Source organism: Streptomyces graminilatus, assembly GCF_001418565.1.
Taxonomy (GTDB): domain Bacteria; phylum Actinomycetota; class Actinomycetes; order Streptomycetales; family Streptomycetaceae; genus Streptomyces; species Streptomyces graminilatus.
Genome location: NZ_LIQQ01000351.1, coordinates 1 through 13957, shown reverse-complemented (window position 1 = coordinate 13957; position 13957 = coordinate 1). Strand labels below are relative to the sequence as shown.

Genomic DNA, 13957 nt, shown 5'->3' with positions numbered 1-13957 from the left:
GCAGGTAGGGCATGCGGTCGCCGAGCCGCAGGGTCCATCGGCCGGGTCTTCTCCGGGCATGGACACGATCCTGCCATGTGATCGTCTACGGGGCGGCGTCGCACAGCTCACCGTCCCGCTGACGGATCGGTGTTGACGTGCCATTCAACGGGGCGGAACACAGGTTCATCCGCGTCGGTGGATTCAAGGACGGCGTGGTGGTCGGCAATGGCAGGTTGTCCGCAATCGACCCACGCCTGGACGTGGGCGGTGAGTTCGTCGGCGATAGAGGGGTCGCCGACGAAGTGGCTGTCGCCGGTGTGCTGGATCCAGGCGGTGCCGCGGTCGGGGTCGTGGAGGCAGGCCATTCCGAGGGCCGGGTCGAGGCCGTCGACATAGGCGCGGGTGGTGCGGCCAGAGCGCGTGCCGAGGTGGAACCACAGGTCGTAGTACCGCTCCGGGGTCAGGACGGGGCCGATGCATTTGCGTGTGGTGAGCGGCTGCACGGGCAGGGGTTCGGTGAGAGCCGGGGTCTGGCCGGTGGGCCAGGCGTACAGCGGTCCGGCAGCGTTCATGAAGTCGCTGGACATCACGCCGCGGCCGAGGAGGCGGCTGCCGTCGAGAGTGATGGCGAGGGTGGGGTGGAAGCCGCCATGAGCGAGCGGAGCGACGATGAGTCCGTCGTCGGTGAGCTGGTCGAGCCAGTGCGGGGAGATGCCGGTGACGCCGCAGGTGACCACGATCCTGTCGTACGGACCGGCGGCGGGGTGGCCGAGGTAGCCGTCGGCGGTCAGCGCAGTGACCGTGGCGGCACCGGCGCGCTCGGCCCCCTGCCGGGCTTCGGCGACGATGACGTCGGAGACGTCGATAGTGACGACCTCGGCCCCGGTGATCGCGGCGGTCAGGGCCGCGTTGTATCCGGTGCCCGCACCGATCTCCAACACCTTGAGCCCGGTGGAGAGTTGGAGAGCTTCGAGCATGGCGGCGCTCACGCGGGGCTGGGAGGTGGAGCTGTAGCGTCCGGCGGCGTCCTCGTCCTTGGGGACGTGGGTCATGAGCGCCTTGTCCGCGTAGATCTCCTCCAGCAACTCGTCGCCGACCTGCTTGGGGACGGGGATGAAACGGCCGGCACGCCAGAAGCCGCCGGGGATGAACAGGTGCCGGGGCACGGTGGCGAAGGCGCGCTCGACCGCCTTGGTGCGGATGGCTCCGCGCTGGCGCAGTGCGGAGGCGTAGGCCATCCGCTGTGGCAGGTCGGGCGCGAGGGTGGGGGTCATGGTGTTGATTCTCCGGGAGTGATGGTGAGGATGGGGGTGAAAGTGGCGATGACGGCCGGTTCTTCGGCGACCGGCCGGGCGTCGGCCTCGATCCAGGCGTGCGAGGCCAGGGGCGGGAAGCGCACGCCGGACTTCCAGGTCGGCCACGTGCCGTACTGGCGGCACAGCAGGGCGGTGGCGATCGAACGGGGCAGGCAGCCGTATCCGCTGCCGCAGCGCGGGCTGAGGGTGGTCACGACGTCGCGGGCGTGCTCAGCCTGCTCGTACGGGGCGGGCGCCGCGCCGCGGGCGCTGAAGGTGAGGACCTGGTGCAGGCGGGCCGGGTGTTTGCCGAGGGCGGCGGTGAGCAGGTGGGCGGCGGCGACGGCGAGGCGACCGCGCAGGTGTTCGCCGGGGGTGAGGGCGATGGGGGCGGGCAGTGCGGTGACGGTGCTCATCGGTGTTCCACGAGGCGCAGTTCGGTCATCCGGGTCGTTAGCGCGGTGACGTCCGAGGCGGCGCGGGCGGTGTCGATGCCGTACATGGCGGCGAGGCGGGCGGCGGCGCTGTCGGGGTCGCCGGTCTCGGCGAGTGCGTCGAGCACGGTGGCTGCGGTGGGGTTGAGGGTGAAGTAGTCGCCGCTGCGGGTGTCGAACAGCAGCGCCGATCCGGCGGTGGTCACCCGCTGGACGCCGTTGCGGAGCTGGAGCATCAGGGTTCCTCCTGATCGGTTCGGGCAGGGCTATCGGATGCTCCGTCGCGGCGGCCGGGGTGCACACGGGGCAGTGGGCACCGCGCCCGTACGAGGTGAAGTTCGGCAGCGCCTTCCTCACGCTCTCCAAGGAGCTGGACGGCGCCCCGGCCGTGAACGGGCTGCCGCCCGAGGAGCACCCGTTCGACCGGCGCCTGGTGCATCACCTCACGATGCCCGCCCGGCTGGTCCGCACGGTCCAGTCCCGGCTGCTGCCCGCCTCCCCGCTGCGCTTCCGGCTGCGGCGTTCGCCGATGCGGCGCCTGGCCGCTGCCTATGTGGAGGCCGGACAAGGGCTGTTGCCGTACGCGGAGCGCATCCTGCACGCCTGGGAACACACGCCGCCGGTCCTCGATGTCGCCCGACTTGAGGAGTACACCTCGCGCAGCGGACTGCCGGCCGACGAGGCACGGGACCGGATCTGGCGGGAGACGGTGAAGGAATGGGAGCGCGCGCAGCTCGCCGACGACCAGCGCGCCGCACTCGACGAGGCCGAGCGCCCCATGAGCCAGGCGGCGACGATCATGGTCGCCGCAGTCACCGGAGAGACCTCGTATTGAGACCCGGCCCGGCAGTGGTTCCGCCTACGCGGCCACGCGGCGCCCGTCCGCGGGGTGACGCAGCGGCGGCGGAACAGGCTCCAGCAGCTCCCACAGCGGAGTGCCGGAGGCCCACTGGCCGAGCAGGTCCCGGCCGATGAGGTGGACGCCGAGCGTCCGGGCCTGGGGAACGGCCTTGTTGGTGAACTTCCCGTTGGTCACGATCAGGGCGAACGTGGCCTTGTGCACCTCACTGGCCGTGCCCTTCAGCTCCCGGACGACGCGAACATCGACCGCGTCGCCGCGAATCCCGTCGCGCCGATGTTTGCACTGCACCGCCCATACGCGGCGGTCGAGGTCGACGGCACGGACGTCGCAGCCGTCGTCGTTGGCCCCGCCGACGCGCTCCGCCGCGAAACCGTCGCGCCGCAGCAGATCCCGTACGGCGAACTCGAACTCCTCGTGGTCCAGGCCGTCGAGGTCCTCAAGTGACATCTCCAGCCGAGGGCTGTCCTTGTGGGCGGCGTTCCACTTGTCGCGGTCGACACGCTGCTGCATCCACACGACGTACGTGAGGAGGACGGGCACGCCGACAAGGTCGACCGTCGCCGGGAACGGCGAGGGCCACCAGCCCGTCCACCGACCGGCGAGCAGGCCGAGCACGCACACGGTCAGCGCGACCAGGCACCACCCCGAGCCCCGGTACACCGCCCGCCACACCACCATCCGGACGTGGCGAGCGCGATCGACCGTCCCGCGTTGTTTCACCGGGACCCGGCGAGCCGGGCGGACTCGTCGAAGGCAGGAGGCGCGGAGCGCGCTGAGCCAGTCGAGAGGGCGACGGGGCCGCGGCCGCCACCCTTCAAGGCGCCGGCCTGCTCCCCGCACTCCTGTGCGGTGTGGTGCCCTCACCCGGGCCCGGTTGCTGACGCGTTGCTCCATTGCGATCCCCTCCCGTCGCGGACAGCGGCATCCGCACGGGGTATGACAGCATGCAGCACTGACAGGACGTCATGAACAGCCGTCCTCCGACGACCTGATTCGGCCAGCTGCTGATGCTCAGGATGGCTACTGCCTGCGTGTCTCGCCGCGACCGATCAGGTTGAGCCGATCACGGCCAGCAGTGCCGGCCGCGTCGACCTGACGGCCACGGACAGGCGTCCCGACGTTCGTCGCCAGCGTTCATGAGGACGCCGGATTGCTTCCAGCCGATGGGGCGACGGCCCGCGGCTGGGTGCGGCAGTCGTCGCACAGGCAGCGCATCCATGTGAAGACGCCGTCGCCGCGGAAGCGGATGCGGCCCGGGGCGCCGCAGTCCTCACAGGTGTGTTCGGAGGCGATCGTGGCGGCGTCGGTGAGCGCGGTGGTCCGGTCGGCGAACTCGCCGTCGAACTCGCCATCCACGAAGCGGTCGGCGACGGTGACGTGCAGGCCGCCGAGCTTCGCGGCGAACTCCTCGATCCGGTAGGCGGGGTCGAGCGCGCTGAGGGCACGGTGGAGCTGGTCGAGTAGGCCGGCCCAGCCGGGCCCGACGGTGGAGGCCCAGGCGGGAATCTGCCGGTCGGCGGTGGGGGCGGGTTCCGTCGTCATGGCCGCCATGGTCGCGCACGGCACTGACATTGGGCTCGGAGTTTCGTGCGTCCGCGACGCGCCGCACGCCCCGCTGTTTCCGGTGCCGTGACGGCCGTTCTCGGTTCGGGCGCGCTGGTGGGGGAAGATTACGACGGCGGCCGACCCCACTAGTCTTGGGGTCGGCCGCCGCCTTCTCGTCCGATGGCGGCTCCTTCACGCCGCCGGGTGGTGTTATGCCAGGTGGTCGAAAGCGCCCGCCTTCGCTCCGGCCAGCATGGCCCCGACCTCGTCGCGGGTGTAGACGAGCGGGGTCTGGCCGGGCCGCTTGGAATCGCGCACGGCGATCAGGTCGCCGATCACTGCGAACTCCATGCAGTTGTCGTTGCCCCCGCTGAACGGGCTTTTCTCCCAGGAGACGCCGGAGAAGTCCAGTTCGGCGGGGTCGGGCTTGGTGTTGCTCACTTACAGCTCCTTGAGCATGTCCTTGATACGGCTGCGGGTCTCGGGCGGGCCGAGGGCCGTGGCCCGCAGGTGGTCAAACACCTCGGTGTAGCGCCCCACATCGTCAGATCCCTCGAAGTACACCGAGTTGGTCAGATTCTCTACCCACACCACGTCCGGGTTGGGCTCGGGGAAACCCATGAGCATGAACGATCCGTACAAGCCGGGATGGAAGCCGATCTCGAACGGTAGAAGCTGCAGCGTGATGTTCGGCCTGGGCTCGACGTCCAGTAGGTGCTCGAGCTGTTCCTTGAGGACGGCCGGCTTCGACTCGATCCGGCGGAAGGCCGCCTCGTCGATGACCGCCCACAGCTTCGGCGGCGGAGAGTCGTCACGGGCGAGGATGGCCTGACGGTTCATGCGGACGTCGACCAGGGCCTGCACCTGCTTGGCGTCCAGGTCGACGCGCATGGCGGTGATGACCTGGCGGGCGTACTCGGGCGTCTGCAGCAGCCCGGGGATCAACTGCGGCTCGTAGGAGCGCAGCGTCGTTGCGCTCTGCTCCAGTTCCAGGTAGCCGCCGTACTGGGTGGTGTTGATGACCGCGGAGTACTTGCGCCACCACTTCTTGCCCTGAGCCTGATCTGCGCGGACCAGGTCCAAGATGTCCTCGCGGACCTTGAGGTCCGTGATGCCGTAGCAGTCGAGCAGCGCCTTCACCAGGACCGGAGAGGTGCCCCGGTCGCCGTTCATGATGCGGCTGAGCGAGCCTTGGTTGACCTCGATGATCGCTCCGACCTCGGCCAGCGTCTTGCCTGACTGGTCGTGCAACTCCTTGAGCTGGGCTGACAGTTGGCGGCGGTAGACGGACTTGGGGGCAGGCTTCCTCTTCCAGGCCATGGCGACAGTGTGGCCCGTGCCAGAGGCATGGACAACCAATCTGAGGAATCTGAACTGGGCATGTTGCCCAATCGAGTTGCCACGAGGCATCCTGACTCTCGATCGCGAAGTGTGATGAATCTGTTGCGCTTCGTGTCATATGCCTATGCCTTGCGCCGACTCCCCGGGCTCACAACCCCGGGGGCCGACGTGCCGACCCACAGCGCGGGCCGCCCGAGTGGGCAGCTCTTGAGGTCCGTGCTGTCGACTGGGGAGCACGCGATGCACGAAGCCGAGGTCCTGACGGGACCGCCGTCCCTCTCGCCGCAGGTGTCCTGCGGCTTCTACCTGGTGCTCCGGGATGCCGGATTCGCCTTGTACATGAGCGCGAGCCAGGAGCATGTGCGTGAGATGCGCCAGCTGGTGTTCAAGACGGTCGCCGGGGCGGGGATAGGCGAGGAGGCCGCCGCGTCGGCTCGGCTGGTGGCCAGCGAGCTGGTCGGCAACGCGGTGCGGGCCTGCGGGGACCAGGTGCCCCTGGTCGTCGAAGTCGACACCGAGGAGACCGGGGTGTCGGTCAAGGTCCACGACCCTGTGCGGGACCGCCTGCCCAGCCGCCGCCCGGTCGCACTCGACGACGAGAACGCGGAAGACGGGCGAGGGCTGGGCCTGATCGACATTCTCGCCCCCGGCTGGTGGTCGCGGCCCACGCCGACCGGCAAGCAGATCATCTGGCGCGTGCCCTACGGCGAAGGAGCCAGCTGTGCCTGACGTCCCCGCAGATCAGCTGCCCTTCCGGGTCGCCTACGACGCGAAGGCCGGCGAGGTCGTGGTCTGGATGACCTACGGCAGCGGGCCGAAACAGACCACCCGGCGCAAGGCGATCCCCTCCCTGGAGGCCCTGGCCATCGCGGTCGCCTCCCACCGCTACGAGGCGTTCCTGCAGAACCGGCTCGCCCACACCCTCGCCCAGGCGGCCGTGGCGCACCTCGGAGCGGACCCCGCCCGGCTGGAGGCCGCTGTCCGCGCGCTGTCCGACCCGACGAGCAACGTGCCGCTCGGCACGTTGCTGCACGGAACATCGCCCGATCGGGCCGCTCCGCCGACGACGGCCGGTTGACGCCCTGCGGTGACACGAGCTCCTGCCCGTCCAGGATGTCCCCCTTCCTGGACGGGCAGGCTTCACCGTTCCCCCGAACCCGCTTGTCCGATGCGCCGGAGGTGGAGATGACCGTGGACCTTGTGACCGTGTGCCGCGCGAAGGAGGGCACCAGGCCCCGCTCCGTGCGTGGAGCGGGGGAGGACCTGCTCCAGACCTCGCCGTATCTCACCCACGTCGCCCCGGGCGCCGATCCGCCGGTCATCTACCTGACCGACACCTTCGGGCCCGCCTTCCCCGAGGGCGACGTGCCGTCGGCGGACGTCGTGTTCGGCATCGTCGGCCTCGACCGCCGGATCGTCTGGCAGGACGACCCCCAGGTGCTCGAGTTACTCAGGGCCGCCGCGCCCGAGGCGCAGGCCGCGGCGGGGCTGGCGGCCCGGTTCGGTGCCGGCCGGGTCGCCGCCGCGGTGGCTCGCGACTGGTTACAGGCACCGACGGACCTATGCCGGGACTACCGGCTGGTGTCCGGGGAGATCGAGGTCACCGCGCACTGCAACTGGGGATGCCGGTTTTGCCCCGTCGCCACCGACCCGAAGCCGCGCCGGACGATGCCGATGGACCTGTTCGAGGAGGTCATCGCCAAGCTCGCCGCCGTCGGCACCATCGACTACGTCACGTTCCAGTTCTTCAACGAGCCCACGCTCGACAAGCACTTCACCGATCGCGTTCAGGTGCTGGCCCAGTACGGCATGCAGCTCGCCCTGTACAGCAACGCCTCGGCGCTCACCCAGGACAAGATCGACGCACTGGTGCGTCACGGCGTCCTGCGCCATCTCATCGTCAACATGCCCAGCGCCGATGAGCACGAGTTCGCCGAGCTCACCGCGTCGAAGAGCTACCCCCACACGGTGCGCAACCTTCAGGCGGCGATCGACGCCGGACTTCGGGTGCAGATCGTCGTGAACGGCGTTGGCGAGGGCCTGGCCCGCAACCTCGACGCCGTCACCCGCCGCTACCAGCCGCTCGGAGTGGAGGTCTTCCCCAGCCTGACCTGCGACCGGGCCGGCGACGTGGGCGGCCCGTACGCCCAGGACGTACGGATCGAGGGGCGGCTGACCGGCTGCGGCTGGCCGGTCCAGCACGCCAACATCAGCGTTGCCGGGGACCTGTTCCTGTGCTGCAACGACTACTACCAGCGCGAGACCTTCGGGAACATCCGCGACGGCTCCATCGACGAGCTGATGACCAGCGACGCTGCGGTGAGCCTGCGCCAGCGGGTCTTCGGCGTGGCCGAGGCCGCCGAGGACTTCCTGTGCCGGCGCTGCCACAACCAGCAGCCGGACTTCCCCGGCCGGGACTTCCGGCCGATCGCGACCTTCGGATGAGGAGGGTGCAGCATGCCGGACCCGCTCAAGATCTGGTACGTCGCCGGGCAGCGGCTGTGCAACCTGAAGTGCCCGTACTGCGTGTCCACCGGGGAATGGGCCAAGAGCAACCGGTACGACTGGAAGAACCCCGCCGACCGGAACACCTTCGCCGCCGTCGTGGAATGGATCGCGGCCAGGCCCCAGCCCGTGGAGGTACGCCTCGGCAGCCTGGGCGAGCCCTTCGCCTCGCCCTTCTTCCTCCAGAAGGCCGGCTGGCTCACCCAGCAGCCCGGCGTCAGGTACGTGGAGCTGCTGTCCAACGGCTCCCTGCTCAAGCAGCGGCTGCCCAAGCTGGAGCCCCAGGCGAACCTGGGCAAGCTCTCGCTGTGGCTGACCTGGCACGAGGACCAGCTCCCGCTGGAGAAGTTCATCGAGGGCGCCGTGCTCGCGCAGGAGGAGTACGGCTGCTTCGTCGTCGTCAACGTGCTGCTGTTCGACAGCCACGACACCACCGGCATCCAGCGCGCCCGCGCCGCGGCACGGGCGGCCGGCCTGCGCTTCAACGTCGACCTCGGCTACGACCCCACCGCCCCCTCGGAGTCCTTCGACCACACCGGCGACCCAGCCCGTGCGGTGCCGGCCATGCGCGACGGGGACGTGCTGAGCACGGTGGCCGAGTGCGGCGGAGACGCCGCGCTCACCCAGGCCGCCCTGACCGCTCTGTCCTCGCCCCTGGGCCGGCCCTGCCGGGCCGGACACGACTACCTGTTCATCGACATCCACGGCCAGGTCTACCGCTGCTCCCGGTACGCGGCCCTCGAGCGCGCCCCGCTCGGCAGCGTCCTCGACACCGGCTTCGAGCTGCCGCTGCGGACCGAGCGGTGGGCGCCGTGCGAGGCGGCCAGCGGCTGCTGCAACAAGGAGGACTTCCTCAACCTGCAACTAGCCGCGCCCCTGCGCTCCCGGGACGTGCCCAGCCTCGGCTGGACGAACGCGTGACCGCCCGCCCGATACCACCCATGGAGGCATTGATGCTGCTGGGCGACATGACCTGGCCCGACTTCCAACGCCGCGCACACGGCGGCTACGCCATCGTGCCCATCGGCGCGCTGGAGCCGCACGGCCCGCACCTGCCGCTCGCCTCGGACACGATGATCAGCGAGCACTTCGCCGCCCGCCTCGCCCACGACCTTGGCGGGTTCATCACCCCGTCCATCGGCTACGGGATCGCGACCGAGCCCTACCGCCTCGGCGGCACCTTCCCCGGCGTCATCAGCATCTCCGGCACCACCTTCACGAACCTCATCGCCGACGTCCTGTGCTCGCTCGCCGACCACGGCGTGCGCAGGTTCGTCGTCGTCAACTCCGCCATCGACAACACCGCCTTCCTGCGCGAGGCGGCCCGCGCGTTCACCGACCGCGTCGAGGACGCCCGCGTCATGATCGTGGCCTGGTGGGACGTCGTCGGCGAGGACTTCCGCGACGCCCTCGCCGCCGAGACCGGCGTCGCCCGCCGGGACGACCACCACGCCGCCATGGTCGAGTCCAGCCTGGTCATGCATATCGCCCCCGGCGCCGTCCAGCCCGACAAGCTCACCACCGCCTCCGGCCACCAGCCGCGCCGGATGAGTTACCACGTCTACCCGCTGCCGCCGGCCGCCGCGACCGAGACGGGCATCGTCTACACCGCCGACAAGGCCAGCGCCCACCTGGGCGAGCGGATAGCCGACCAAGTCGCCCACCAGCTCGAGGCCGCGGTCCGCCTGGAATTCAACGACCCCCACGGCCAGTAGCACCGCCTCCCGCACCACCGTGTCCGGCGCCGTCGGGCACCGTCCCGCGAGCGGACAAGGAGTCAGACAGTGGCACACGCACCCCTGGTCGAGCAGAACGGGGAGTCGGACACGTACTTCCTGTTCTCCCCGTCGGCCTCCTACCCTCAGCCCTTCGCCTGCCTGATCGACCGCCGCGGCCGCGTCGCTCACGCCTGGTCCAGCTCGATCGACCAGCCCACGCCGGAGAGCGAACCGCCGACCTACCTGCGCGGCTGGAACCACGTCGAACTCGGCCCGGACGGCAGCCTCTACGCCATGGTCCCGCTGCACGCGCTGCTCAAGCTCCGCCCGGACTCCAGCCTGGAGTGGCGGGCCGAGCTGCCCGTCCACCACGACCTCACCCTCCACCCCAGCGGCGACATCTACGTCCTCACCGAAGAACCGCGCACCGTCCCCGGGCCGGGCGGCGGACGCGTCCTGCTGGACAACACCATCACCATCCTCAGCAGCAGCGGCGAGATCCGCGCCACCCACTCGCTCTACGACCTCCTCACCACCCACCCGGTCATGAAGGCCCTGATCGACAAGGAAGCCGACCGCCGTGCCGCCGAGGCGGGCCCGACCGACCCCGCGGCCTACAGCCCGGACGGCCGGCGCGGGCGCGAGGTGTCGCGGCTGCTGCGGGATCTGCCGGGCTCACCGTGCGATGTCCTGCACGCCAACACCGTCGAGATCCTCCGCACCCACCCGAAGTACCTGTGGGGCGAGGGCGACGTCCTAATCTCCTTGCGCAACCTCGACCTGATCGCGGTGCTGGACCTGGCGGCCCGGGCCGTGCGCTGGTTCTGGGGACCGGGCGAGCTGTCCGGCCAGCACCAGCCCTCCGCCCGGCCCGGCGGCACCGTGCTCGTCTTCGACAACGGCCAGGCCCACGGGCGCTCCCGCATCCTGGAGATCGACCCGTCCACCGACCAAGTCGTCTGGCAGTACACGGCGAACCCGCCCCACAGCCTGTTCTCCGCGATGGCCGGCGGCTGCGAGGAACTGCCGGGCGGCACCATCCTGGTCAGCGACGCCCAGGGCGGGCGCGGCATCGAGCTCACCCGCGAGGGCCGCACCATCTGGGCCGTGCGCATCAGCACCGTGAAGTCGCTCACCGCGCGCACCTCGCGCGCCGAGTTCTACCGGATGGCCCCCGTGCCGGCCGCCACCGCGGCGCTTCTGGGAGACGTCGACGGCACGGCCCGGGACCTGGCCGCCTCCCGGGTGCGGTGCGAACTGCGCGAAGACCTCCCCCTCACCCTTCGGAGCAGCCTGTGATCAGCGTGATCATCCCCACAGCCGACCGCCCCGGGCCCCTGCACCGGGCCCTGCGCAGCCTGGCCCGCCAGACCTTCCGCGACTTCGAGGTCATCGTCGTCCGCGACGGAGGTCCGCCGGTACGCACGGTCGTTGACAGCTGGAAGCGCGACCTGCCGGTCACCCTGATCGACACCGACCCGCGGCGCGGCGTCAGCCACGCCCGCAACACCGCACTGGCCGCTGCCCGCGGCGAGTACGTCGCCTTCCTCGACGATGACGACGTGTACCTCCCCCAGCACCTGGCCACCGCCCACCGCGCCCTGCAGGCCGGGCACGCCGACGTGGTGTACGGCGGGGCGCTCGTCAGCGCCCGCTGGATTGAGGCCGTCCCTCGTGCCCCGCACGGTCTTCCGCGCAAGGACTACCCCTTCGACGACGCGTTCCTCCTGGTCGCCAACTACATCCACACCGGATCAGTGGTGGCCCGCAACTTCGCGGCCACAGCAGTGCGGTTCGACGAGGAGATGACCCACTGCGAGGACTGGGCCCTGTGGCTGGTGCTGCGCCGCACCCTCGGCTACCGGTTCGCCTTCCTCGGCGACATCACCTCCGTCTACCACCAGGTCCCGCGCCCCAGCGCGGTCTCCTCGGCGTACCTGGCCAGCCCCACCCCCTTCACCCGGGCCCGCGCCCGCCTGTACGAGACATGGCCGGTCACCGATCCGCGCGTCGCTTCCTACCGGGACTGGTTCCGGTGCTTCGACGCCCGGCTCGACGCCCGCATCCGGAACGGCCTGCCGATCCCGGCGCACATATACGAGCACGCCGTACGCGGCCTCCATACCGACTTCACGGCGGCCGCCGGGCCCGACCCCGCGCTGCTCGACCGCCTTCTGCCCGCCGCCGGCGCATCCGGCGCACCGCTACGGGGTGCGGCCCATGCGGCCCGGTGACAGCCCGGCGGCATACGACGGCTTCGCGGACACCTTCGCCGCCGAGGCGGCTGGCAGCGCCTACAACGCCCACTACGACCGGCCCACCATCCTCCCTCTCCTCGGCGACGTACATGGTCAGCACGTCCTGGACGCCGGATGCGGGCCCGGCCTGTACCTGGCCGAACTGGTCGAACGCGGCGCGAAGGTAACCGGGTTCGACCAGAGCGCCGACATGGTCCGCCACGCCCGTGCCCGGCTCGGCTCCGGCATCGACGTGCGTCAGCACGACCTCGACGACCCGCTCGACTGGCTTGGCGACGAGGCCGTGGACCTCGTCCTCGCTGCCCTGGTCATCCACTACGTCCGCGACCGCGTCGCCGCCCTGCGCGAGCTGCACCGGGTCCTGCGTCCCACGGGGCGCCTCGTCCTGTCCACCAGCCATCCGACCGCCGACTGGCTCGCCGACGGCGGCAGCTACTTCGACGCCCGCCACGTCGAAGAGACCTGGACCGGCGGGATGCTGCACCGCTACTTGCGTCAGCCTCTCGAACGCTGGGTCGAGGAGATCACCGACGCGGGCTTCATCATCGAACGCCTCGTGGAACACCGACCCGCCCCGGCAATGGCCCAACACCACCCCCGCGAATACGCCAAACTGTCCCGCGAGCCCGGATTCATCGCCTTCCGGCTCGCGAAGAACGCCGTGCCCCATCCATGCCCGTCCTGACGGGACGACGCCACGAACGGGAACCCATGCTGAACTGCGAGAACACGCGATGAGCACGCCCACGCTGGTCGTCGTGAGCGGCGGTCCCGGAACGGGGAAGACCACGCTCGCGCACGAGCTCGCCCGCGCCCTCGGATGCCCCGCGATCATCCGCGACGAGATCAAGCAGGGCATGGTCATGTCCCACCCGGGCTACCAGAGCGGCGGCAACGACCCCCTCAACTACCCGACCCTCGACGCCTTCTTCGGCGTGCTCAAGACGCTCCTGGAGGTCGGCGTCACGCTCGTCGCCGAAGCGGCCTTCCAGGACCGGCTTTGGCGGCCGAACCTCGAACCGCTCACCGGCCTCGCACACCTCCGCGTCATCCGCTGCACCACCCAGGCCGACGTCGCCCACGACCGCATCGTCCAGCGCGCCAAGGCAGACGCGCACCGAGCCGCCCACGGTGACCAGGACCTGCTCGAAGCCATCGCCGCGGGAGAGCACTCCCTCGATTCCTGGATGCCGATCTCCCTGGACGTCCCCACCCTGACCGTGGACACCTCGGACGGATACCAGCCGGGCCTTGAGGACATCGCCGACTTCGTCCGGGCGTCCGTACACGAAGGGTCATCGCCCGGGCCGATGGCGGGCGGCTGAAGACGGCGTCGCCGTTTCCGACGGCCCGCTCGGGGCACATCCCCACCCGCTGGATCTTCCTGTTCCTTCCCCGCCTTCGCGGGTGGCTTCATAGGCTGGACCAGCCCGTGGACGACGCCTGTGTCCACGTCCTTGACGCGGGAGTGATGGCCCATGACACCCCCTGAGGCGCCGACGGCTGCGACGTCACCCCAGACCGTGTGGGAGTGCTGCCTGGTCTGGGCGGACCTCCTGATCGGCCTTCACGTGGAAGCGTTGGAGCAGGATCGCCACGGCCAGCTCTCCAAGCTCTCCGAGGAGGAGACCGCTCTGTACGTCGGGGTGGACCGGCCCCTGGTCTCCTCCCTGATCGCGGCGGCCCTGCACGAGCGGATCCTGCAACTGGACCTGTCGTTCGCCGATGCGGTGTTCGTGCCGCTTGCTGCTCCGAAGGAAGAGGGCGTGACCGGCACGCTGCGACGGTCGGCGTACAACGCGCTCGAGCTCAGCCCCGACGTCGAAGAGCAAGGGGCCCCTCGCGGGCGCTGTTGATGCGCAACGCCCTCTCTTCCCACCCCGACGACCGACTGCGGTGGGACCGGGTCCGAACGGCCGCCCAGACCGTCGTGGACACCGTCGCCAGACGCACCCACGCGCGTCACGCTGGCCCCCGTCACCCCGGCGCCCGGGCCGACGGCCCGTACTGGGAGCGA

At 70.5% G+C, this 13957-nt stretch carries 18 protein-coding genes; 11 read left to right on the top strand and 7 right to left on the bottom strand.

From position 1 onward, the window contains the following. Positions 1-107: 107 nt before the first annotated feature. Genes AOK08_RS28100 through AOK08_RS28090 form a run of 3 tightly spaced genes read right to left on the bottom strand, consistent with a single transcriptional unit; the run spans position 108 to position 1947 of the window. Positions 108-1256 (bottom strand): protein-L-isoaspartate O-methyltransferase family protein, encoded by a 1149-nt coding sequence (locus tag AOK08_RS28100; RefSeq protein WP_055531203.1) that lies wholly within the window; start codon positions 1254-1256, stop codon positions 108-110. Beyond that, on the bottom strand, positions 1253-1693 hold the full coding sequence (locus tag AOK08_RS28095; protein WP_055531201.1) for a lasso peptide biosynthesis B2 protein: 441 nt from the start codon (positions 1691-1693) through the stop codon (positions 1253-1255). Before AOK08_RS28095 ends, AOK08_RS28100 begins: the two co-directional genes overlap by 4 nt. Then, entirely contained in the window at positions 1690-1947 is a 258-nt protein-coding gene (locus tag AOK08_RS28090) for a lasso peptide biosynthesis PqqD family chaperone (RefSeq protein WP_055531192.1), read from the bottom strand. Before AOK08_RS28090 ends, AOK08_RS28095 begins: the two co-directional genes overlap by 4 nt. 59 nt (positions 1948-2006) lie before the next feature. On the opposite strand from AOK08_RS28090, the gene AOK08_RS28085 reads away from it, so the two are divergent. Continuing rightward, positions 2007-2546: a hypothetical protein gene (locus AOK08_RS28085; RefSeq protein ID WP_055531190.1), complete on the top strand. Its 540-nt coding sequence runs from the start codon at positions 2007-2009 to the stop codon at positions 2544-2546. Between the two features lie 24 nt (positions 2547-2570). On the opposite strand, the gene AOK08_RS28080 is transcribed toward AOK08_RS28085, so the two are convergent. From AOK08_RS28080 to AOK08_RS28065, 4 genes are all read right to left on the bottom strand, one after another. After that, a complete protein-coding gene (locus AOK08_RS28080; protein WP_055531187.1) occupies positions 2571-3251 on the bottom strand; it encodes a restriction endonuclease in 681 nt (226 codons plus the stop codon). Between the two features lie 456 nt (positions 3252-3707). After that, positions 3708-4115, bottom strand: coding sequence for a hypothetical protein (locus tag AOK08_RS28075; protein ID WP_157876829.1), 408 nt, complete (start codon positions 4113-4115; stop codon positions 3708-3710). Positions 4116-4328: 213 nt separating this feature from the next. After that, a complete protein-coding gene (locus AOK08_RS28070) occupies positions 4329-4559 on the bottom strand; it encodes a DUF397 domain-containing protein (protein WP_055531183.1) in 231 nt (76 codons plus the stop codon). Next, positions 4560-5438 carry a helix-turn-helix domain-containing protein gene (locus AOK08_RS28065; RefSeq protein WP_055531181.1) on the bottom strand — a complete coding sequence of 293 codons (879 nt, stop codon included), beginning with the start codon at positions 5436-5438 and terminating at the stop codon, positions 4560-4562. 261 nt (positions 5439-5699) lie between these two features. Between AOK08_RS28065 and AOK08_RS28060 the strand changes: the two genes are divergently transcribed. From AOK08_RS28060 to AOK08_RS28015, 10 genes are all read left to right on the top strand, one after another. After that, positions 5700-6188 carry an ATP-binding protein gene (locus AOK08_RS28060; RefSeq protein WP_055531179.1) on the top strand — a complete coding sequence of 163 codons (489 nt, stop codon included), beginning with the start codon at positions 5700-5702 and terminating at the stop codon, positions 6186-6188. After that, the gene (locus AOK08_RS28055; protein WP_055531177.1) at positions 6181-6537 is read left to right on the top strand and encodes a hypothetical protein; all 357 of its coding nucleotides are present in this window, start codon (positions 6181-6183) and stop codon (positions 6535-6537) included. The genes AOK08_RS28060 and AOK08_RS28055 overlap by 8 nt, the downstream gene beginning before the upstream one ends. A gap of 107 nt (positions 6538-6644) precedes the next feature. After that, complete coding sequence (locus AOK08_RS28050; RefSeq protein WP_079054315.1) at positions 6645-7904, top strand: radical SAM/SPASM domain-containing protein; 1260 nt, start codon at positions 6645-6647, stop codon at positions 7902-7904. Positions 7905-7916: 12 nt separating this feature from the next. After that, positions 7917-8885 carry a hypothetical protein gene (locus AOK08_RS28045; RefSeq protein ID WP_055531175.1) on the top strand — a complete coding sequence of 323 codons (969 nt, stop codon included), beginning with the start codon at positions 7917-7919 and terminating at the stop codon, positions 8883-8885. Positions 8886-8905: 20 nt separating this feature from the next. Then, positions 8906-9679 carry a creatininase family protein gene (locus tag AOK08_RS28040; protein ID WP_241827115.1) on the top strand — a complete coding sequence of 258 codons (774 nt, stop codon included), beginning with the start codon at positions 8906-8908 and terminating at the stop codon, positions 9677-9679. Between the two features lie 69 nt (positions 9680-9748). Next, complete coding sequence (locus tag AOK08_RS46010) at positions 9749-10981, top strand: arylsulfotransferase family protein (protein ID WP_055531172.1); 1233 nt, start codon at positions 9749-9751, stop codon at positions 10979-10981. Next, a complete protein-coding gene (locus AOK08_RS46005; RefSeq protein ID WP_055531170.1) occupies positions 10978-11916 on the top strand; it encodes a glycosyltransferase family 2 protein in 939 nt (312 codons plus the stop codon). Before AOK08_RS46010 ends, AOK08_RS46005 begins: the two co-directional genes overlap by 4 nt. Continuing rightward, complete coding sequence (locus AOK08_RS28025; protein ID WP_055531168.1) at positions 11903-12625, top strand: class I SAM-dependent methyltransferase; 723 nt, start codon at positions 11903-11905, stop codon at positions 12623-12625. The genes AOK08_RS46005 and AOK08_RS28025 overlap by 14 nt, the downstream gene beginning before the upstream one ends. Positions 12626-12674: 49 nt before the next feature. Next, entirely contained in the window at positions 12675-13265 is a 591-nt protein-coding gene (locus tag AOK08_RS28020) for a P-loop nucleotide/nucleoside kinase family protein (RefSeq protein WP_055531166.1), read from the top strand. A 153-nt stretch (positions 13266-13418) separates the two neighbouring features. Continuing rightward, positions 13419-13796 (top strand): hypothetical protein, encoded by a 378-nt coding sequence (locus AOK08_RS28015; protein ID WP_055531164.1) that lies wholly within the window; start codon positions 13419-13421, stop codon positions 13794-13796. Positions 13797-13957: the final 161 nt, after the last annotated feature.